Origin of the sequence: Enterococcus moraviensis ATCC BAA-383, assembly GCF_000407445.1 — a bacterium.
Classification (GTDB): domain Bacteria; phylum Bacillota; class Bacilli; order Lactobacillales; family Enterococcaceae; genus Enterococcus_L; species Enterococcus_L moraviensis.
In genome coordinates, this window is sequence record NZ_ASWB01000001.1 from 173,659 (window position 1) to 194,431 (window position 20,773).

At 35.2% G+C, this 20,773-nt stretch carries 20 protein-coding genes and 1 other annotated feature; of the genes, 16 read left to right on the forward strand and 4 right to left on the reverse strand.

Annotated features, from left to right (window positions below; translation table 11 throughout):
- Positions 1-94: 94 nt before the first annotated feature.
- From I586_RS00840 to I586_RS00880, 9 genes are all read left to right on the forward strand, one after another.
- Positions 95-598 carry a PTS sugar transporter subunit IIB gene (locus tag I586_RS00840; protein ID WP_010765076.1) on the forward strand — a complete coding sequence of 168 codons (504 nt, stop codon included), beginning with the start codon at positions 95-97 and terminating at the stop codon, positions 596-598.
- The gene (locus tag I586_RS00845) at positions 598-1,413 is read left to right on the forward strand and encodes a PTS mannose/fructose/sorbose/N-acetylgalactosamine transporter subunit IIC (RefSeq protein ID WP_010765075.1); all 816 of its coding nucleotides are present in this window, start codon (positions 598-600) and stop codon (positions 1,411-1,413) included. The genes I586_RS00840 and I586_RS00845 overlap by 1 nt, the downstream gene beginning before the upstream one ends.
- 2 nt (positions 1,414-1,415) lie before the next feature.
- Positions 1,416-2,234, forward strand: coding sequence for a PTS system mannose/fructose/sorbose family transporter subunit IID (locus I586_RS00850; RefSeq protein WP_010765074.1), 819 nt, complete (start codon positions 1,416-1,418; stop codon positions 2,232-2,234).
- Positions 2,235-2,283: 49 nt separating this feature from the next.
- Positions 2,284-2,700 carry a PTS sugar transporter subunit IIA gene (locus tag I586_RS00855; RefSeq protein ID WP_010765073.1) on the forward strand — a complete coding sequence of 139 codons (417 nt, stop codon included), beginning with the start codon at positions 2,284-2,286 and terminating at the stop codon, positions 2,698-2,700.
- Positions 2,690-3,466 (forward strand): glucose-6-phosphate isomerase family protein, encoded by a 777-nt coding sequence (locus I586_RS00860; RefSeq protein WP_010765072.1) that lies wholly within the window; start codon positions 2,690-2,692, stop codon positions 3,464-3,466. Before I586_RS00855 ends, I586_RS00860 begins: the two co-directional genes overlap by 11 nt.
- Positions 3,467-3,483: 17 nt before the next feature.
- The gene (locus I586_RS00865) at positions 3,484-4,038 is read left to right on the forward strand and encodes a glucose-6-phosphate isomerase family protein (protein WP_010765071.1); all 555 of its coding nucleotides are present in this window, start codon (positions 3,484-3,486) and stop codon (positions 4,036-4,038) included.
- Positions 4,013-5,755: a class I mannose-6-phosphate isomerase gene (locus I586_RS00870; protein ID WP_010765070.1), complete on the forward strand. Its 1,743-nt coding sequence runs from the start codon at positions 4,013-4,015 to the stop codon at positions 5,753-5,755. Before I586_RS00865 ends, I586_RS00870 begins: the two co-directional genes overlap by 26 nt.
- A 539-nt stretch (positions 5,756-6,294) precedes the next feature.
- Entirely contained in the window at positions 6,295-7,743 is a 1,449-nt protein-coding gene (locus I586_RS00875) for a DEAD/DEAH box helicase (RefSeq protein WP_010765069.1), read from the forward strand.
- A 201-nt stretch (positions 7,744-7,944) separates the two neighbouring features.
- Positions 7,945-9,759, forward strand: coding sequence for a penicillin-binding transpeptidase domain-containing protein (locus tag I586_RS00880; RefSeq protein ID WP_010765068.1), 1,815 nt, complete (start codon positions 7,945-7,947; stop codon positions 9,757-9,759).
- Between the two features lie 20 nt (positions 9,760-9,779).
- On the opposite strand, the gene efbA is transcribed toward I586_RS00880, so the two are convergent.
- Complete coding sequence (gene efbA / locus I586_RS00885; protein WP_010765067.1) at positions 9,780-11,486, reverse strand: fibronectin-binding protein EfbA; 1,707 nt, start codon at positions 11,484-11,486, stop codon at positions 9,780-9,782.
- 252 nt (positions 11,487-11,738) lie between these two features.
- Between efbA and I586_RS00890 the strand changes: the two genes are divergently transcribed.
- Positions 11,739-12,683: a DUF7916 family protein gene (locus tag I586_RS00890; RefSeq protein WP_010765066.1), complete on the forward strand. Its 945-nt coding sequence runs from the start codon at positions 11,739-11,741 to the stop codon at positions 12,681-12,683.
- Between the two features lie 182 nt (positions 12,684-12,865).
- Here I586_RS00890 and I586_RS00895 read toward each other — a convergent pair whose 3' ends face one another.
- Positions 12,866-13,981: a 5-methyltetrahydropteroyltriglutamate--homocysteine S-methyltransferase gene (locus I586_RS00895; RefSeq protein ID WP_010765065.1), complete on the reverse strand. Its 1,116-nt coding sequence runs from the start codon at positions 13,979-13,981 to the stop codon at positions 12,866-12,868.
- A 63-nt stretch (positions 13,982-14,044) separates the two neighbouring features.
- Positions 14,045-14,292, reverse strand: a binding site (T-box leader).
- Between the two features lie 213 nt (positions 14,293-14,505).
- On the opposite strand from I586_RS00895, the gene I586_RS00900 reads away from it, so the two are divergent.
- From I586_RS00900 to I586_RS00920, 5 genes are all read left to right on the forward strand, one after another.
- Positions 14,506-15,183 (forward strand): hypothetical protein, encoded by a 678-nt coding sequence (locus I586_RS00900; RefSeq protein ID WP_010765064.1) that lies wholly within the window; start codon positions 14,506-14,508, stop codon positions 15,181-15,183.
- A 321-nt stretch (positions 15,184-15,504) separates the two neighbouring features.
- Positions 15,505-15,855: a GNAT family N-acetyltransferase gene (locus tag I586_RS17420; protein ID WP_010765062.1), complete on the forward strand. Its 351-nt coding sequence runs from the start codon at positions 15,505-15,507 to the stop codon at positions 15,853-15,855.
- A gap of 538 nt (positions 15,856-16,393) precedes the next feature.
- Positions 16,394-17,383: a tryptophan ABC transporter substrate-binding protein gene (gene trpX / locus I586_RS00910; RefSeq protein WP_010765061.1), complete on the forward strand. Its 990-nt coding sequence runs from the start codon at positions 16,394-16,396 to the stop codon at positions 17,381-17,383.
- A 24-nt stretch (positions 17,384-17,407) separates the two neighbouring features.
- The gene (locus tag I586_RS00915) at positions 17,408-18,295 is read left to right on the forward strand and encodes an ABC transporter permease (RefSeq protein ID WP_010765060.1); all 888 of its coding nucleotides are present in this window, start codon (positions 17,408-17,410) and stop codon (positions 18,293-18,295) included.
- Positions 18,292-19,077 (forward strand): ABC transporter ATP-binding protein, encoded by a 786-nt coding sequence (locus tag I586_RS00920; RefSeq protein WP_010765059.1) that lies wholly within the window; start codon positions 18,292-18,294, stop codon positions 19,075-19,077. Before I586_RS00915 ends, I586_RS00920 begins: the two co-directional genes overlap by 4 nt.
- A 30-nt stretch (positions 19,078-19,107) precedes the next feature.
- Here I586_RS00920 and I586_RS00925 read toward each other — a convergent pair whose 3' ends face one another.
- Both I586_RS00925 and I586_RS00930 read right to left on the reverse strand, forming a co-directional pair.
- Entirely contained in the window at positions 19,108-19,557 is a 450-nt protein-coding gene (locus tag I586_RS00925; protein WP_010765058.1) for a threonine/serine exporter family protein, read from the reverse strand.
- A 12-nt stretch (positions 19,558-19,569) separates the two neighbouring features.
- Positions 19,570-20,331 (reverse strand): threonine/serine exporter family protein, encoded by a 762-nt coding sequence (locus I586_RS00930; protein ID WP_010765057.1) that lies wholly within the window; start codon positions 20,329-20,331, stop codon positions 19,570-19,572.
- 241 nt (positions 20,332-20,572) lie between these two features.
- On the opposite strand from I586_RS00930, the gene I586_RS00935 reads away from it, so the two are divergent.
- The gene (locus tag I586_RS00935) at positions 20,573-20,761 is read left to right on the forward strand and encodes a hypothetical protein (RefSeq protein WP_034701337.1); all 189 of its coding nucleotides are present in this window, start codon (positions 20,573-20,575) and stop codon (positions 20,759-20,761) included.
- Positions 20,762-20,773: the final 12 nt, after the last annotated feature.

Below are 20,773 nucleotides of genomic sequence, written 5' to 3' on the forward strand. Positions count from 1 at the left end.
ATTGGAGTAAATGAAAGTGTATTTCTGAAAACAGAAATATATTTTCTTTATAATATAATGTAATGACAATATGTCAATATGAGGAGGAAGAAAAATGGCAATTTCATTTATTAGGATCGATGATCGGATTATTCATGGTCAAGTGGTGACACGATGGATGAGCGAAAGGAAATGTGATGGTGTGGTAGCGGTTGACGATCCGTCAGCAAATAACCCAGTGCTTGCAAAAATGCTGAAATCAGCAGTTCCATCACCTCTAAAAGGGTTTGTTTTAACTGAGGAAGAAATAATTAAAAAGTGGCCGAAAATTGTGGAAAGCAAACGAAACTATTTTTTGATCGCTCGCTCGCCTGAAACACTCGTAAGAATATATGAAAGCGGTGTCGATTTTATTTCTGAACATCAAGAGTTGAATGTAGGACCAATGAGTGTTAGAGATGGTGCAAAAAAATATGGGAAAAATTTGAGTATTATACCTTCAGAAGAAGTTGCTTTTGATACTTTGCAGAAAAACGGGATGACGGTTTCATTTCAATTAGTACCTGATTCTAAAAAGAAAACCTGGAATGAGCTTAAAGCCGAAGGAGGAGAAAGTTAATGGATGGAACATTGTTATTTCAGGCAATTGCAATTTCGGTCTTTTGTTACCTTGGTGCGTTATCGACCCCTTGGCTGTTAGGTCTAACGGGTGGTTGGTATACGATCACTAGACCACTTGTTTCGGGAATGATCGTAGGACTTATCCTGGGTGATTTAAAACAAGGGATTTTGATCGGTGTTGCAATTCAGACCGTATATATAGCAATGGTTACTCCTGGCGGACAAATGCCAGCTGATTTGAACTTTGTGGCCTTTCCGGCGATTGCTTTAGCTATGTTATCAAATGCGAGTACTGAAGTTGCGGTAACGCTTGCTACAACAATTGGTGTTTTGGGTACGATTGTATTTAACGTATATCAAGTGGTCAACTCTTTTTGGAACCATCGAGCAGTTGCTGCTATTCAAGAGGGTGACTATCGTAAGTTCCGATTAAATGCGATTGCAGGTCCACAAGTAACAAACTTTATTTCTCGTTTTGTCCCTTCATTTTTAGTAGTATATTTTGGTTCAGGTTTTGCCAAATCAATGCTCGATTCAATGCCACAATATTTGATTGACGTAATGAGCTACTTGGGTGGCGTTTTACCTGCAATCGGAATTGCAATGTTATTGACAGCGGTTGTTAAAGAGAATTCATTATTTCTATTCTTTTTATTAGGGTTTGTTTGTATCGTCTTTTTAAATTTGAATATGATTGCGCTAACAATAGTAGCCGCTGTGATTGCGTATCTATATTATACTGGTTCAAGTAAAAAGAGTGTTGTCACATCAAATGGTGTGATAGATGAAGAAGATGACGAGGAGGAGTTTTAACGATGGCCGAGAAAATACTAGATAAAAAAACGTTAACGAAATCGTACCACAGATGGATGATGTATAACTTAGTTGCCATGAGTTTCGAGTTTTTAGAAGCAATGGGCTTTGCTCTTTCAATGGAGCCTATTGCAGATAAATTGTATATCGAAGAACCAGAAAAGAAAAAAGAAATGATGGAACGCCATACAGCTTTTTATAATACTGAACCACAGGTTGGAGCACTAATAAATGGGATTTCTGCTGGATTGGAAGAGCAAAAAGCACTTGGTAATAGTGGTATTACAGGTGACTTAATCAATAGTTTGAAAATTGGTTTAATGGGTCCGATAGCTGGAATCGGTGATTCAATGGTACCAGGTATGTTGATCCCCATCTTACTTTCAATTGGAATGGGCTTATCGTCAAATGGGAGTATTTTAGGTGTTTTATTCTATATTGTTGCCTATAACTGTATTATGTATTTCGGTTCTCGCTACTTATTTTTCAAAGGATATGAACTTGGAGCTGAATCTGTTGATGTATTTACAGGAGAAAAAGCACAACAAATCACAAAAGCAATTACAGTTTTAGGAATGACAGTAATTGGTGGTGTTGCGGCTTCTTACGTAAAACTTGAAATACCTGCAAAATTTGCCTTAACGGGAACAGAAATTGATGTTCAAGCAATTTTAGATGGGATTTTTCCTAAACTTGCCCCACTCTTGGTGATTTTCTTTTCTTGGTATTTAATGGCTAAAAAGAATGTTTCCCCTGTTAAATTAATTATGATTTATTTTGTGGTTGCATTTGCTGGCGTTGGCGTTGCGTATTTATTTTAAAAAATGGTGGGAATTTTAAAACGATAGGACAAAAAGGAGCACGAATAAAATGAATGATCGAATTATTCTAGTAAGCCACTTAGGTTTAGCTACAGGGATGAAAAAAGCACTGGAATTTATTGTTGGGGAGCAGCCTCAGCTTCATGCTGTAGAACTTGATGAAGAAGGAATTGAACATTTTAAAAAGAAACTGAGCTTATTGCCAAATGACAGTCAATTTAAAAGCACAATCATTTTAAGTGATATCCCTTCAGGTTCTCCAGGTGCAACAGCGTATAGTTATTTTGCTGAAAGCGGAGATGTCCGTCTAGTAAGCGGAATGAACCTTCCTTTAGTTCTGGATCTAGTTTTATCAAGTGAACTAAAACAAACAGAAGACTTAATAACGGATGCTATCACTTCTGCGAAAGAAACAATTCAAGATTATACAATACATTCAAATGGAGAGACAGAAGATGACTTTTAATAAAGTATTAGATATTCGTTTAAATGAGGCAGACTTGGCATTGGATTTCGGGGTGGATATTTTTCATCCTGAAACAGTAGAGGAACGATATTTAAATGATATTCGTAATAGTTTATTAGACAGTGAGGCCACAGGACCAGAACTTTTGTATTCAATTGCAATGGACGTCGGGAAAAAGAAACATGAAAAAGACTTGATAGACCGTAATTTATTATATGGAATAGTTGCTTATAATAGTGGTTTAATCGGAAGTGAATTGGTTCGCAGTCAGGGGCATATTCATGCAGTCTCTCCTTCATGCAATTCCTCAACACCAGAAGTGTATGAAATTTGGCAAGGAGAAGCATATATTTACATGCAAGAGTTTGTTGCCGAAAAGCCAGGGCGATGTGTCGCAATTTTAGCTAAACCAGGAGATATCGTGATTGTACCACCAAAATGGGCTCATTATACAGTGAACGCTTCTCAACATCAAAAAATGTTATTTGGTGCATGGTGTATTCGTGACTATGCATTTGACTATAAAGAAATCAGAGCACGCCAAGGCTTAGCTTATTATCCAGTCGTGACAGAGGGTGAAATAAACTGGATCCAAAATCCTAATTATTCACATGAAGGTGTGGAAGTAAAAAACGCGAGAGAATACCAAGAATTCGGATTATCAAAGCGAAATTTATATACACAATACGAAGAAAATCCGTCACGATTTGACTTTGTCACAGATCCATTGAAATATCAAAACCTTTGGAATGATTTTCAACCATAGAAAGGAGAAAATCGTGAATGATGAGAAAAGAAATAATTCATTTTAACCCAATACTACCTAAACTTGATGGAGAGGCAGTCAATTATAGTCAAACGAAACTAGAAAGTTATGTTGATTATTATCAGAATAGGGATCAAGAGTCTGATCTTTCTAAAGTGATTTATGAAGTTGAGTATCATGAAAACGGCCTAGTTGAAGGAACAAAAGGCGGTTTGTTTTTAGGGATATCCCATGTAATGCCTGGAACCGTGGGGAATGAATTTTACATGACAAAAGGACACATTCATCAGGAAAAAGATACAGGTGAATATTATTGGGGAATGAAAGGAAGAGGACTATTGTTATTAGTTTTCGAGGATGGAACCTATGAGCTTGAAGAAGTTTCACAAGGCTCTATCCATTATATTCCTGGAAACACGAGTCATCGTTTAATTAATATAGGCACTGAAAAACTATCCGTTGGCGCATGTTGGTTGACTGAATCTGGACACGATTATGTTAACTGCCATTTTCCGGTTAGAGTATTTAAAAAAGGAGAGAAAACATTTGAAGTCAGCAATAGTACGACCTGAAATAAACATTCAAAAGACCGCAACGATAATTACATCTTATGAAGAGATTGTTCAAGCATTATTAGCACAAAAGGAAAAAAATCAAGGATATACGATTGCAATCGAATGTTATCCTGTCACAAATGAGACACTTATTTTAGAAAAAATTATTCATCCGTTAAATCCTGAGTTGATTATTAGTAGCAATGAACTATTTATAAATTCAACTGAATTAACTAAAAAAATCAAAGACAATTTAACCGATGACCGAATTTTTGGCTTGATGAGTCATCATGTTTTTAAAAATTTTATTGATGAAAAACAGTTTAAAAGCGTATCGGATGCGCTAAATGAAAAACGAAGTCAGGGAGAACTTTCCATTATTTATGGCGTAGGCGCTTCACTGCTTGAAAACGTTGATCTAATTATTTATGTAGATTTAGCTCGCTGGGAAATCCAAAAGCGCTATCGTTCTGGTGAATATAACAACTGGCAAGCAGAAAATGCTGGGGAAGATTCGTTAAAAATGATCAAGCGCGGGTACTTTTTTGAGTGGCCTATCGCGGATCGTTACAAGCGGGAAATCACAAATAAAATTGATTATTTATTGGACATTCATGATGAAACAGACCCTAAGCTTATAAAGTACAGTGAGTATATGAGTGGTCTAAAAGAGGTAATTGCGCAACCATTCTCGTTAGTTCCATTCTTTGATCCAGGAATTTGGGGCGGCACTTGGATGCAAAAGACGTTTGGTGTTGGTCAGGAAGAAAAGAATTTGGCTTGGAGTTTTAATGGTGTTCCAGAAGAAAATAGTTTGCTTTTAAATTTTTCGGGGATATCGATTGAGATACCAGCAAATAATTTGATCTTTAACTTTGGTGAAGAGTTATTAGGTGCACGAACGTTTGGCCGTTTTGGACATGAGTTTCCAATTCGTTTCAATTTTTTAGATACGATGGATGGTCAAAATTTGAGTCTACAAGTTCATCCAAAAGTTGATTACGCACAAGAAAAATTTGGCGTGACCTATACTCAAGATGAAAGTTATTATGTGCTAGAGGCAAAAAATGATGCTGTCGTCTATATAGGTGTAAACAATGGTGTTGAAAAAGAAGCACTAATTGATGCCTTGAAAGAAGCAGAAAAAGGTGAAGTGAGTTTCGATGATGAAAAGTATATCTACCGTCATCCAATGAAAAAACATGATCATTACTCAATTCCGTCAGGTACGATTCATTCTAGTGGGAAAGACTCTGTTATTTTAGAAATTAGTGCAACGCCTAATCGCTTTACCTTTAAATTATGGGATTGGGATCGTGTTGATTTTGATGGCCTGCCTAGACCAGTGAATATTGATCATGGCCAACCGAATATTGATATCTATAAAAATCAAGATTGGGTAGAAAAAGAGCTTGTGAATCCTTTTATCACAATCGCTAAAGGGGAAGGCTGGTTAGAAGAAAAAACAGGTCTTCATGAAACAGAATTTATTGAAACAAGACGTCATACGTTTAATCAAAAAGTACATCATGAAAATCACGGCAGTGTCAACGTATTAAATCTAGTTGAAGGAAAAGAAGCGTTAGTGACAAGCCCAACAGGGGAATTCGAACCTTATCGAATTCAATATGCACAAACTTTTATCATTCCTGCAACAATCGAATCATATGATATTGAACCTTATGGCGCAAGTTTAGGAGAAACAATCAAAACGATGAAAGCTTTTGTTCGCTAATCATAGTGATCAAAACAACAAAATAGAATGAAAACAAGTTAGGCATAAAAACAGAGTGGAATTTTCCACTCTGTTTTTATGCCTAACTTGCTCTAGAAAATGAAGCTGGAACAGCCAAAAGAAAATGTCTGATCATATAACTTCTAGACAGGATCAGAATTATACTACTACTACTAATTTAAAAGCAGAGGATAAAAGGATTTTCGAAAAAGACTTTTAGATTCACGCACAAAGATTTCCTGAAACGAAAAGTCTTTTTGGGAGCGAACTTAAATTTGACACTTCTCGAAAAAGTCTTTTTCAGAAACGCGTTTATTTCTTATTTATCACAACTATTGTCACATTTTTCTATTTTTGAATAGTTAAGGAAATAACGATTGAACGAATAGAAACAAGACCCTATAGACTTCTTGAAAAGAATGATCTAAGGTCTTGCAGTTCTACATCTTTTCGTGGATAATAAGGAGCTGAGTTTAAAAGTAAAAATAGACGCTTAGTTAAAAATGATTTAAGCAATAAACGAAAAGAATGGGGAAACAATGAATAAAATAAATTTTAGCAATTATATGCTAAGTGATGTAATCTTAAAAGCAATTTCTGACCTAGGATACGAAATGCCAACACCTGTCCAAAGAGAAGTTATTCCAGCTGTATTAAATGGGAAAGATGTTTTGGTTCAATCGCAAACAGGTAGTGGGAAAACAGCGAGTTTTGGTATTCCACTCTGTGAAAAAGTTGACTGGGTCGAGAATAAGCCCCAAGTTCTTGTGCTTGAGCCTACAAGAGAATTAGCACAACAAGTCCAAGAAGATTTGATCAATATCGGTCGCTATAAACGTATCAAAGCAACAGCTGTTTATGGAAAAGCTTCTTATGTGAAACAAAAGTCAGAGTTAAAGCAAAAAAGTCATATTGTAGTTGGAACACCTGGACGAGTACTAGATCACATTATCAAGGGGAGTCTTCCGCTTGATAAAATCAATTGTTTAGTGATTGATGAAGCGGACGAAATGCTTAATATGGGCTTTATTGATCAAGTAAAAGAAATTATTGCCGCATTACCAAAAATGAAAAATACACTACTATTTTCTGCAACAATGCCGCAAACGATTGAACGAATGAGTAATGCCTATTTACATGATCCAATCGTTGTAAAAATTGAAGCAACAGAAAAAACGACACCAAAAATCCAACACGCCTTTTTAAATGTTACCGATGAAAATAAACTGACTGCTTTAGAAGCAGTAACGATCGTTGAAAATCCAGATACCTGTATTATTTTTGCTAACACACAAGAAAAAGTTAACGATACCTATGATTTCTTGGTAAAAGCAGGATATCCTGTTGGCAAATTGCATGGTGGCATGATGCAAGAAGACCGCTTTGATGTAATGGATGCTTTTAGAAAAGCAAAATTTCGTTATCTAGTCGCAACAGATGTAGCAGCTAGAGGAATCGACATTGAAAATATCACGCACGTTGTCAATCTAGATATTCCTCATGAGAAAGAAAGCTATATCCATCGTGTCGGTCGAACAGGACGAGCGGGAAAAGAAGGGTTTGCCTTAACGTTTGTTACCCCAAAAGAAGTAACGCAAAAAAGAGAAATCGAAGCCTTTGGTGAGCTGACTATGACCGCAATCAATTTGCCAAATGCTAAATTAATTGCAAGAAGTAAATCAGCATTTGAAACGAAAATAACGACAAAACAAAAAATAAAACAGCCTAAAGCAAAACGGGTGAATGAAGAAATTACAAAAGTATATTTCAATGGTGGCAAGAAAAAGAAACTACGAGCACTTGATTTTGTGGGAACTATTTCAAAAATTGAAGGAATCACAGCGGAAGATATCGGTATTATCACGATCCAAGAGAATGTGACGTATATTGATATATTAAATGGAAAAGGCCAACTCGTGATTCAAGCAATGAAAGAACGAACGATCAAAGGAAAACTGTTAAAAGTCCACGTAGCACGCAAAAAATAAGTTGAAAAATACCACTCTCTAAGAATTTAGGGCGAGGTATTTTTTTATCAACTCAATAGTCTAATTTTTGTTTAAGAAACAGAAATTAACCCCAAAAAGCTACATTAAAAGAGGTAAAATAAAAAGGGCAAGATACAACTAAAAGTGAATGATTTACACTTAATAAGGACGATAAAAATATGATGTTGGAGATAGAGTAGATTGAAAAAAATAAAAGAGATAATTGTTAAGCGCAATCTTTCAACAATAAAAAATCGAAAAAGAGTAGGAATCATTGTTTTATTTTTGACGATTCTGATTTTCTTATTATTCACGTTCCGATTATCTTATATTCTAATCACTGGTAAGGTTGCTGGAACGTCCCTTTCTGAAAAATCGAAAGAACTTTACGAAGTGCATGAAACACTTGAAGCTAAACGAGGATCGATTTTTGATAAAGATGGAAATGTATTGGTTGAAGATTCAAGTGCATTCTCACTATATGCAATTTTAGATGAAAACTACACTGATTTAGAAGGAAAAAAACTATATGTCCAAGAGAAAGATTGGAATTCGATTGCTGAAATTTTTGAAAAATTTGTAAAAATAGATAAAAATATGACATTAAAACAATTGAAACCCAGTGTAAATGAACAAGGGGAGACCATTACAACCGTTGAATTTGGATCAAACGGCAAGAATTTAGATTTTGAAACGAAAAGAAAAATTCAAGAAGAATTAGATAAAAAGAAAATATCAGGGATTTATTTTAAAGAAGAAAAAAAACGAGCGTATCAAGTAGGGAATTTTGCTTCTTATTTTATTGGTTACACACAAGAAGATGACAAAGGCAATGAAAAAGGTGTTATGGGGATTGAAGAAGCTTACGATAGCAAATTATCGGGAAAAGATGGTTCTAGAAGCTACGAAAAAAACTCTGCATTAGGCGATGTAAAACCAGGAAGTGTGAAAGAAAAGAAAAAAGTCGATGGTAGTGATGTTTATACAACACTTGATAGTAATTTGCAATTCTATCTAGAGGAATTACTAGGAGAAGCGGCTGAAAAATATCAACCAGAACATATAACAGCTACTCTAATGGAGGCAAAAACTGGGAATATTTTAGCAACTTCACAACGTCCATCATTTGAATTAGATACAAGAAAAGGATTAGATGATCCTGAAACGGCTCGTTGGAGTAATATACTTGTTGAAGATATTTACGAACCAGGTTCTACAATGAAAAGTATGATGGTAGCAAGTGCTCTTGAGGAAAATAAATTCAACGAAACGGAACAATTCACTTCTGGAACCATCAAAATCGATGATACAACGATTAGTGACTGGAATAATGGTGTTGGTGAAGGGGACATGACCTTTAGACAAGGGTTCGCTTGGTCAAGTAATGTTGGGATGGTAACACTTCATGAACGGATGCCTGATTTATGGCAAGAATATCTTAAAAAGTTTGGATTTGGCCAAAGCACGAATTTTGGGCTAGCTGGCGAAGCGGCTGGTGAAATTCAAAATAAAACAACAGTCGATAGAGCCATGACCTCATATGGGCAAGGGATCTCTGTCACCCATTTACAAATGCTACAGGCCTATACAGCTATTGCGAATGGCGGGAAAATGTTAAAACCAAACATCATTAGTAAAACCGTCTCAGCTGATGGAGAAGAAAAAGTAATCCAACCAGAAGTTGTAGGTACTCCTATTTCCAGTGAAACTGCACGAAAAGTATTAGACTATATGAAAGATGTCACAGTTGATCCAAAATATGGAATGGGTAAAGAATACGCGATTGAAGGATTGAATGTTTCGGCAAAAACTGGAACGGCAGAGTTTTTTGAGAATGGTATTTACCAACAACAAGAATATTTGCATTCGGTAGTTACGATCACTCCAACTGAAAATCCTGAATATATTTTTTATATGACACTGAAAAGACCTGTACTTCAAGGGGTTTCAGCAAATACAATTATTTCTGATGTAGCCAATAAATTAGTATCTCGAGCAATGGTGGCACGAGATTAGCAAAAAAAAACGAACAGATCTCATTGAGATCTGTTCGTTTTTAATGTTTCTAGTAACTGTTCATTTGGTGTCACGTAAATGGTTTTCTGATTTTCATAGATAACGTAGCCCGGCTTAGCTCCATTCGGTTTATGAACATGTTTGACTTGAACATAATCTACTGGAACTTGAGCAGATAAACGATATTTTGAAAAATAAGCCGCTAGATTTGCAGCTTCCATGAGCGTTTCTTCTGAAGGGTTTGTTTCTTTGATGATGACATGAGATCCTGGAATATCTTTTGCATGTAACCAAATATCTGTTTTTTTTGCTGTTCTAAGAGTAAGTTGGTCATTTTGCAAATTATTACGACCGACTAAAATCAAGGTGCCGTCACTAGAATAGAACTCTTCTGGTTTACTCTTTTTAGGCTGTTTTTGTTTTTTTGTGCCACGTTTTTTTACATATCCTTGTTCAAGTAATTCTTCACGAATCATTTCGATATCCATAGGACCAGCGATTTCTAATTGAGATAAAACAGATTCCAAATAACTGATCTCTTGTGTTGCTTGATCAATTTGTCCATGAACAACCTTCACAGCATTTTTAAGTTTTTGATAGCGTTGAAAATATTTTTGGGCATTTTGGTTAGGTGTAAGAGCTGGATTTAATTTAATCTTTAGTAGGTGATCTTCCTCATAATAATTCGGAAGTTCAACGAATTCGGCACCTTTTGGAACTTGAGCCATAAAAGTAGTTAAAAGTTCGCCATCACGGCGATAATTCTCTGCTAGTTCAGTGTCTGCTAATGTTTGCTGAAGTTTTACAACTTTACTTTGGTTTCGTTTTAACTCATTTTCTATTTTACGGATCAATTCTCCGCCTTGTTGTTTCACACGGTCTTTTTCTGCTTTTCCTCCGTAAAAGGCATCAAGTAACTCACTTAGTGTTCTAAATTGTTCTTGTTTTCCTTCGAGAGAGACGAAAGGTAGTGGTGTAAAGAATTCTTTTTTACTTGTTATAGTTAAAGTGGGTGTAACCTCTGTTTCAAGAGCAGTCCAAAATGATTGCCAAACAAGCATCTTTTCATTTGGTCTTTCGTTTAGACGAAAGGCCAACTCATCTGCGGTATCTTTGCCTAATCCTTGGAACTGACTTTGTAAGTATTTTCCATTAAGTTCACTTGCTTTTGAAAGGAGTTCAAAAACCTTTTCTTTACTAGCGAAAAAAGGATTCTGTTGTTCTTGTTTGGGAGGGTCGATGTATTCGACTCCAGGTAATAATGAGCGGTAACTATTTTGAGAGCTACCAATGTGCTTGATTGCATCTAAAATTTTACCATTTTCTTTATTCATCAAGACAATTGTACTATGTCTACCCATCAATTCAACGATCAAAACAATATTTTGCAAATCGCCTAGTTCATCTCTTTTAGTGAAAGTAAAGTGAATCACACGATCATTTTCCACTTGGTGAATCTGTTCCAAAATAGCCCCTTCAAGAAATTTACGTAACATCATCACGAAATTTGGAGGTGTATCTGGATTAGCATAAGCAATTTCAGTCAACTGAACTCGAGAGTAACTTGGATGAGCTGACAGAAGCAATTTATGATTTTTTCCTTTAGTACGAATCACTAAAATAATTTCATTTTCATATGGTTGGTGAATCTTTGAAATTCTACCAGTAACGAGCGTCTCGGATAATTCTGAGACGATTCCATGAGTAAATACGCCATCAAATGACATAAACATCCCTCAATTCTATATACATAATAGTACTATTATAACGGAGTTCTTTTCATTTATAAAGGAAGTCAAAAATAAAAACCTAAGAATGAGAATTTGTTTCATCTATTTCCTAAATGACTGCGCTTTCTTGATCTTTTTAGTATAATTAGTATAAATTCATTGATTATGGATGAGTTATCTAGCTATATGAGTGAACCGATTAGAAATAAAAACGGTGTACATCATAGCGTTAATTTTAGGAGGGATTTTATGGTCAAGAGATTAATTAGTGCAAGTTACAGTGAAGTAAAAAAAATGTCGGCAGAGGAATTAAAGCAGTCGATCAAATCCAGCGAAGGACGAACCATTTTATCTGAAAATGTAGTTGTAGCATCTCCGCAAGCTGGAGACATTAGTAACGCAGAAGTTGCAGCAGCTTTTGGGGCAGATCTGATTTTATTAAATGCGTTTGATTGTTTCAATCCAATTGTCCAAGGAATTCCAGGTATGTCTTTAGAAGAGGTGACATCTTATTGGCAAAATCCAGAAAAAAATAAAATAAACCCTATACCGATTCTAAAAGAGCTCGTTGGTCGTCCAATCGGAGTAAATTTAGAACCTGTTGATGATTCATCAACGATGTTTAGTGATAAATTAACGATTAGCAATGGTCGTACAAGCTCAAAAGAAACGATTCAAAGAGCAGAAGAGCTGGGAATAGATTTTATTTGTTTAACCGGAAACCCAGGTACTGGCGTAACGAATGAAGAGATTGCTAAAGCAGTGAAAGTTGCCAAAGAAAATTTTTCTGGATTGGTCATCGCAGGCAAAATGCACAGCGCAGGATCAGATGAACCTGTAGTGTCAAATGAAGCAGTTGAAGCGTACGCAAAAGCTGGGGCAGACATATTATTACTACCCGCAGTTGGTACCATCCAAGGATTTACAGAGGAGGATATGAAAGCCGCGGTAGCAATCGCAAAAAAATATGATTTATTGACGATGTCCGCAATTGGAACAAGCCAAGAGAGTGCTTCGAAAGAAACGATTCGTCAAATTGCACTGACCAATAAAATTTGTGGCGTTGATATACAACATATCGGAGATGCAGGATATGGTGGACTTGCCCCTGCTGAGAATATCTATGAAATGTCTGTTACGATTCGAGGTATGCGCCATACGATCAATCGAATGGCTCGCTCTGTGAACAGATAGAAGAAAAGCGGTTGTTCAGAAGTGGTTAACTCCGAGAAATAAGAAGTCTTCAAATCTTAGTACTTTAGCACTTAGAATTTGATGTGATCGAAGCGAAGCGTAGTAGTTGCTTTTGCGCCACTATTTACAGGATATTAAGAGCCTGAAACATAACTTTTTTAGTTATGTCCCAGGCTCTCTTTTTAAGCATCTTTCCAAACAGTCTCAGCGATTGTTTTTACGAGTTTTATTTTTTCCCATTGATCTTCTTCACTCAAATGATTGCCTTCATGTGTTGAAGCAAATCCGCATTGTGGGGATAAACAAATTTGATCTAACGAGACGAATTGACTAGCCTCATTAATTCGATTAATGATGGTAGAGGAATCCTCCAATTTCCCATTTTTTGTTGTAATTAGTCCTAGAACGATTCGTTGATCATTTAGTTCTTTAAGCGGTTCAAACCCACCTGAACGTTCATCATCATATTCTAAAAAGAAACCATCAAAAGCTTTAATGGAGAATAAATTTTTAGCGATTTTCTCATAAGAACCATTATAAAGCCAATGTGATTGGAAATTCCCTTTACAAAAATGGAAAGTGACAGCAAGATCATCAGGTTTATTCGCTAACGATTTTTCAGTTACTTCTTGAAAATCATTTAACAAGGAATCTGCATCTAAACCATTATTTTTTATCATAGTACGGAATCGCTCATCAAATAATCCGCCCCAGCTTGTGTCGTCTAATTGTAAATAACGACACCCAGCATCATAAAAAGCTTGAATTGCATCTTGGTAAGTTTTAATCAAATCTTTTTTGAACGTTTCTAAAGAATCATAGACTGGATTTTCATTGTATTGCTTCGATAAAATCAACGAATCTAAGAAAATCATATTTGGTCCAGGAATCGTTTGTTTTGCCAAAACGGGTGCAGCGTGTTTTTGAGTAAAACGAAAATGATCAAGAAAAGGGTGATCTGCTGAAAATGATAAAGGACCACTAACAAAAGTTCCTTGAGCATCCGTTGTGATACCAAAAGCAGTTGTTTGAAAATCATAAACAGTGATACCTTTTAATCCTGCGATAAAATCTAAATGCCACCAGCGACGGCGAAATTCACCATCAGTCACAGCATGAAGTCCTGCATTTTTTTGTTTCTCGATAAGCTCAATAATTGTTTGATCTTCCACTTTTTTTAACTCGCCTTTTGTACTATTACCTGAAGCAAAGGCTGCTCGCGCATTTTTCAAAGCTTCTGGTCGTAAAAAACTACCAACGATATCGAAGCGGAAAGGGATTTTTTTATTGTTTAGCATAATGATTCCTCCATCTATTTGATTTGTTGAAAAGACAAAAAAAGCCCTTTACTTTTCACAAAAGTAAAGGACGATTAATCGTGTTACCACCTTTAGTTTGAAAACCTCTCACAAGATTTTCCTCATTAGGTACAGATCATGAAGATCAATACCATGACGCTATAATGGGCGTTCCCAATATCGGCTGTTCGAGTGTTGACCAATATTTACTCAAAGACCATCTTCCTGTTTTTTTAAACTATCTCTTTTCAGCTACCGAGACTCTCTCATGAATTTTCAAAAAACAGTACTTTTCTTTTCATCGTATTTTAATTTATTCGCCATTAATGAAAGTATAGGCTAGAGATCACTGTTTGTCAACAATAGAAAAAATGCTAATTATTAAAGTATTTTAATAGTAATATAGTCAATTAAGTGAATCATTCTATTTTTTCATTAAAAATAATCAATGTATCATTTGTTATACTAGGCAAAGGAATAAAGTACTAGTATAATAAGATTATAGGTAGTAGAGGAGAGAATAAATGAAGAAAAATTTTATTGATGTTAAAGATGATTTTGTAACTTCTTTAAATAAACAAAAAAAATTGAGTGCGATCGTTCTAGTTGTCATTGTATTATTTATTATTAGTTTGTTTATAGTAGTACCGAAAGTACAGACGAATATTCGTGCTGCTGAAATTGACTCTTTAGTAAATCAAGAAAAACTTGTCAAGAAAGCTAATTATTTAGATGCTAAAACAGCAGACCAAGATATCAGCAAAAAAACAGCAATGACCGTCTTATTTTCAATACCAAGTGGAAAAACATATGATGGTGTCGTCGATGTTTTAAAAGACAAAAAACTAATGAAAGATTTTAACCATAGCATTTATATTTACCCTATTGTATACAATCCGGAAAAAATAGAAGAAAAATATAAAATCAAAAAGAATGAAGTGACAATCATTTTCTTTGAAAACGGGAAAGAAAAGAACCGAATTCCGATTGATGGGAGTTTTGATACAAAAACAATGCTGATTCCAGCTTTAAATCAGTTACCATTACCTAGTGTAGGCCAAAGTACTCAGCCACAGACGCCTGCAACAACAAATTCAACAGAATCAACAACAGAAACAACAGAACAAACAACTCAAGAAGATCCCATATCAGAAGAACAAATAGTAGAGCAACCTGTAGAAACCGATTCTGTAGCGCAATAAATCAATTTTAGAAAGAAGGGCTTAATATGAAAGAATTTATTTTATTCGGTTTATTGGGACTTTTTATGATGAAACCTAGATTAGAGCGTGTATATGTAAGAAGTGAACGACGTGACAAGATCTAAGTGGCTAACTTTGGCAACGGATTTAGTAAGAAAGAGGACTCAGCCTACGATTGAGTCCTCTTTCAATCGTAATAAAGCTAAAAAAATTCGAATTAACGAAAAAATTTATTTGATTCCTTTTGATAAATTTCGCAAGGAGTCCTTAAAGTGGTATCAAGATCCAAACAGTATGTACAATATTGTGGGAGTAAAAACCATGTACACAAAAGAGCAAATCAAACAGATGTACGATTGGCAAAATAAAAATGGTCGGCTTTATTATATTGAATATAACGGGCGCAGTCGTTCTCATATAATTGGGGATGTTTGGCTAGCAGAAGACGATTATGCAATTGTGATCGATCAAACCTTTCGTAATCGTCATATTGGGCGGAAGGTCACTAAATATTTTATCTATAAATCAAAAAAAATGGGTAAAGAGTATATTACGGTGAGTGAGATTTTCAATTGGAATAAGGCATCTCAAAAAATGTTTACGGGTTTACAGTTCCATCCTTTTAAGGAAAATAAGGACAGCTGGAGTTATCGAAAATCTTTAAAAAGATAGCAAATAAAAAAAGTCGATCTAATTATAATTTATAACCTTTTTAGACTTGACGAACAAATCGTCTTTAGTGTAAACTGTTTTTAACAGAAAAACTATAGGAGTGACGACATGAGCAAACTATCCCAACCAATCAAAGAATTGAATAATTCGTGGCAAAACTGGCGTAGATAGTTGTATGTATGATACTCTCATGGATACAACTTTAGAAGATAAATTCTAAATTTTGTATCTATGTCGGCTTCTTTAAAATGATTTTTAGACTGCATAGATGATTGATTTATGTGGTCTTTGTTTATGAAACAACGACTGCTCCTTATTAGGGTTTGTCGTTGTTTTTTTGTATAAAAATAATTAAGGATAAGTAGAAAGGATTTATTGTGATGAAAATCAAATAGGATGTTATCGATACCATAGTGTTATGTTTAAAATTCTTTAAGTTGTTAAAAACAGAAGGTGAAGCTTGTTAGGCAGTAAATTAACTATTTATTTATTAAGTTGAATAGTTGTACTAGATTTTTTAAAATTAGGAGGGAAAAATATGAGAAAGAATCGTTTATCAATAGTAGTAGTAGTACTTATTATTTTTTTAATTGGCTCATTTTTTGTAGAAAAGAAAGAGCCTACCAAAGAAAATTTACCAACAGTTGGTGTATTGCAATTTGTTAGTCATCCTGCATTAGATCAAATTTATAAAGGAATTCAGGCTGGCTTGAAAGAAGAAGGATATGAAGATGGACGGAACATGACGATCGCTTTTCAAAATGGACAAGCTGATCAAAGTAAATTAGCCACAATGAGTCAACAATTAGTCCAAGAAAAAAAATCAGATGTCTTAATTGGGATTGCTACACCAGCTGCTCAATCACTAGCAAATACAACATCTGAAACGCCAATAGTCCTTGGCGCAATTACGGATCCTGTCAGTGCTGGGTTAGTTAAAAGTAATCAAAAACCAGGTGGTAACATAACGGGTGTAAGTGATAAATCACCAGTAGATGCTCAATTCGATTTAATCACTAAACTATTACCTGATAGAAAAAAAGTAGGGATCCTCTACGCTTCTTCAGAAGAAAATTCCAAATACCAAGTTGAAGAGGCAAAAAAAATTGCAGAGGAAAAAGGATTTTCAGTAAAAAGCTTCGCAGTCCCTTCTAGTAATGAAATTGCTCAGACTGTCCAAGTGATGACAAGCGAAGTCGATATTATTTATATTCCTACGGATAATACAATCGCTAACGCAATGCAAACAGTGGTAAATGAAGCGAATAAAACCCAAACACCAATTATTCCATCTGTAGATTCAATGGTTGAACAAGGCGGTGTAGCGACAGTAGGTATCAATCAATTTGATCTAGGTGTGCAGACAGGCAAAATGGCTGCAGCAATTTTATCTGGAAAAGCGAAACCAGCTACAACACCTATTTATACGTTTAAAACTGGCGACATCATTATCAACCAAAAACAGGCAAAAAAATTAGGAATAACAATTCCTGAGGAAATCAAGTCAAAAGCAAAAATAATAGAATAAGCACAGGAATGAGGAGAGAATGAAATGATAGTTTCAGCAATTGGTCAAGGAATGTTATGGGCAATATTAGGATTAGGCATATTTATGACCTATCGAATTTTAAACTTTCCAGATATGACAACAGAAGGATCTTTCCCATTGGGAGGAGCAGTTTGTGTTACAGCGATTACTTCGGGGATCCACCCGATTTTAGCAACATTATTAGGCGTTTTAGCTGGTATGTGTGCTGGTTTGGTGACGGGGTTACTTTTTACTAAAGGAAAAATACCAGTTATTTTGGCGGGAATTTTAGTAATGTCTGGATTGAACTCAGTGATTCTATATGTGATGCAGACACCTAATTTATCATTGTTGAATAAGCCGAAAATTCAAGATTTCTTTTTACAATTAAATCTACCAAACTATTATGACATCGTATTTTTAGGCGTGATTTTTCTAGCAATCATTATTAGTTTGTTATTATTTTTCTTTAATACGAATTTAGGACAAGCGTATATTGCAACAGGTGACAATGAACATATGGCACGTTCAATTGGAATCAAAACAGATTCAATGAAAATTTTAGGGTTAACATTGTCAAATGGTGTAATAGCCTTATCAGGCGCTTTAATCGCTCAAAATGATGGATATGCCGATGTCAATAAAGGAACAGGCGTGATCGTTATCGGACTTGCATCAATTATTATAGGCGAGGTATTGTTCGGAGAACTAACGTTTGCTGAACGTTTAGTTGCAATCGTTGTGGGAAGTATTATCTATCAATTGCTTATTTTAGTTGTAATCAAGCTAGGATTTGATACAACATACTTGAAAATCTTCTCAGCGGTGATTCTGGCTGCATGCTTAATGATTCCACAACTTAAAAAAGCGTTAAATCTGAACTTTTTACCGCAAAAGGAGGGTGAAAAATGAGTACAGTTTTAGAACTTAGAGACGCAACTAAACGTATTGGTAATGGTGTAGACGAAACGAAAGTCATCTTAAATCACGTCAATTTGAAAATTGCTCAAGGCGAATTTGTCACAGTTCTAGGGGGGAATGGAGCTGGTAAGAGTACTCTATTCAACAGTATTGCTGGAACATTGACTTTATCTGAAGGTGATTTATTTATAAACGAACAAAATATCACAGCTTATTCTGAAGAAAAGCGGGCAAAATACTTATCCCGAGTTTTCCAAGACCCTAAAATGGGGACGGCACCGAGAATGACCGTTGCAGAAAATCTATTATTAGCCTTGTATCGTGGCAAAAGACGCGGATTACGGTTACGTAAATTAAATGAGGAAAGGACATTTTTCACCAAAATTTGTAGTGAAGTTGGAAATGGCTTAGAGAATCATTTGGATACACCAACTGGAAATCTTTCTGGCGGTCAAAGGCAAGCATTGAGCTTATTGATGGCGACATTGACAAAGCCAGAATTACTTCTTTTAGATGAGCATACAGCAGCACTTGATCCTAAGACATCGAAACAATTGATGCAATTGACAGATCAGCGAATTAAAGAAGGTGAATTGACGTGTCTAATGATTACACATCGTATGGAAGATGCGCTCCATTATGGTAACAGACTGATTGTATTACAAAAAGGACAGATCGTGAAAGACTTAAATAAAGAGGAAAAAGAAAAACTAACGTTACAGGATTTGTTATTGTTTTTTGAAGAAGAAGCCGAAGAAATAGCGATTGATTAAATAAAAAACGAGCAGTTAAGTAATTTAACATTACTTAACTGCTCGTTTTTTATCCAATAGATTTTTTAATAAACGCTCAACGATTCCAGTGACCATAAAGCCAGCTGCGATTGCTCCGGCCGTCATAATCACTTTAATGATTGAATGTACACCACCGATATAATCACCTAAAACAATACTTCGAACAGCTTGATAAGCCGGACCACCAGGCACTAAAGGAACGAGACTAGGAATATTGAAAATCGTCATAGGCATCTTTTTTTTACGAGAAAAATAAATACTTAACAATCCAATGCCGATAGCACCAAGAAAATTAGCGAAGATACTGCCTGCATCTAAGTTTTTCATAAACCAATAAATCATCCATCCTACAGCACCAGTTATACCACAAGCATTTAACACTTTTCTTGGAACATTTGTAACGATCCCAAATGTAACTGTACTTAGATAGCTAAATATACAATGAATAAAGACTTCCACACGTATTTCTCCTTACATAAATAATTTAAAAACAATTGCGATGCCAATGCCAATTGATCCAGCCACAAAAATCGCTTCAGTTGCTCGAGCGGTACCACTTAATAAATGACCTGCCAAAATATCTCTAAAGGAATTTGTAATCGCAACTCCAGGGACTAAAGGCATGACAGCCCCAATGATAATATTATCGATATTTCCAGCTAGGTGGAATTTTACTGCAAAATAGGCTAACAGACCAATTGTAAACGCAGCAAGAAAATCATCTAAAAACTTAATATTTAACCATTCTTTAGTAAAATAAGCTACGCTATACCCAATCATTCCAATAAAAAAAGTTGCCCAAAAGTCTTGCCAAACTCCTCCAAAAATATACATCAATGTACAACTAACGACCCCAGCCGCTATAATCTGTAAAGGAATAGAATAGGTAGGCGCTTCATGGTTGATATTTTTGAGTTTCTCATTTAGCTCTGTTAAAGTTATTTCTTTCTCAGCAAATTTTCGTGAAAGACTATTCACAATTGCGACCTTTTCTAGGTTGATACTTCGTTCTGTAACATTTTCTAATTGCGTATAATTACTAGAACGAAAGCCCATAAAAAGTCCTGTTGCTGTAACATAACTGACACTTTCTTTTTGTCCAGCATTTTCAGCGATTCGGTTCATTGTATCTTCAACACGATAAACCTCAGAGCCACTTTCAGTCATGATTTTACCGGCCATTAAACAAGTATCTAAAATAAGCTGTATTGTTGATTGTTTCATTTTATCCATAGAAAAAACTCCTCATCGTAAACTGTACAATAAACTCAGTGTATCATTTTTTTTAATTGTTTGAAATGGATACAACACCTTAATACTGAAAATGTTCAACCAACGATATTTAGATTCTCCTTAGAATTATAAAGAAACACTAAAAAATTGTAGGAAATTTCACAGATACTAAAAAGTTCCTTGCTTTTTCTAATCAAAAGTCCTATTCTTATAGATAACAAACCAAAGGGGTCTAGATATTATGGATAAGCAATGGTCACTTTATTCAGTAAGCAGTCTGATTTTACTTGTATTGTTAAAAAGAACGTTTGATCAAGGACATTTAGGATTAAGTGCAATTTTACTTTTTCTCTTACTGATTCAAGTGACAGGAACCATTATCTGTGTTCATCAAAAAAGACATAAAAAAGAAATCCCATCTTCGAAATAAGAAGTGGGATTT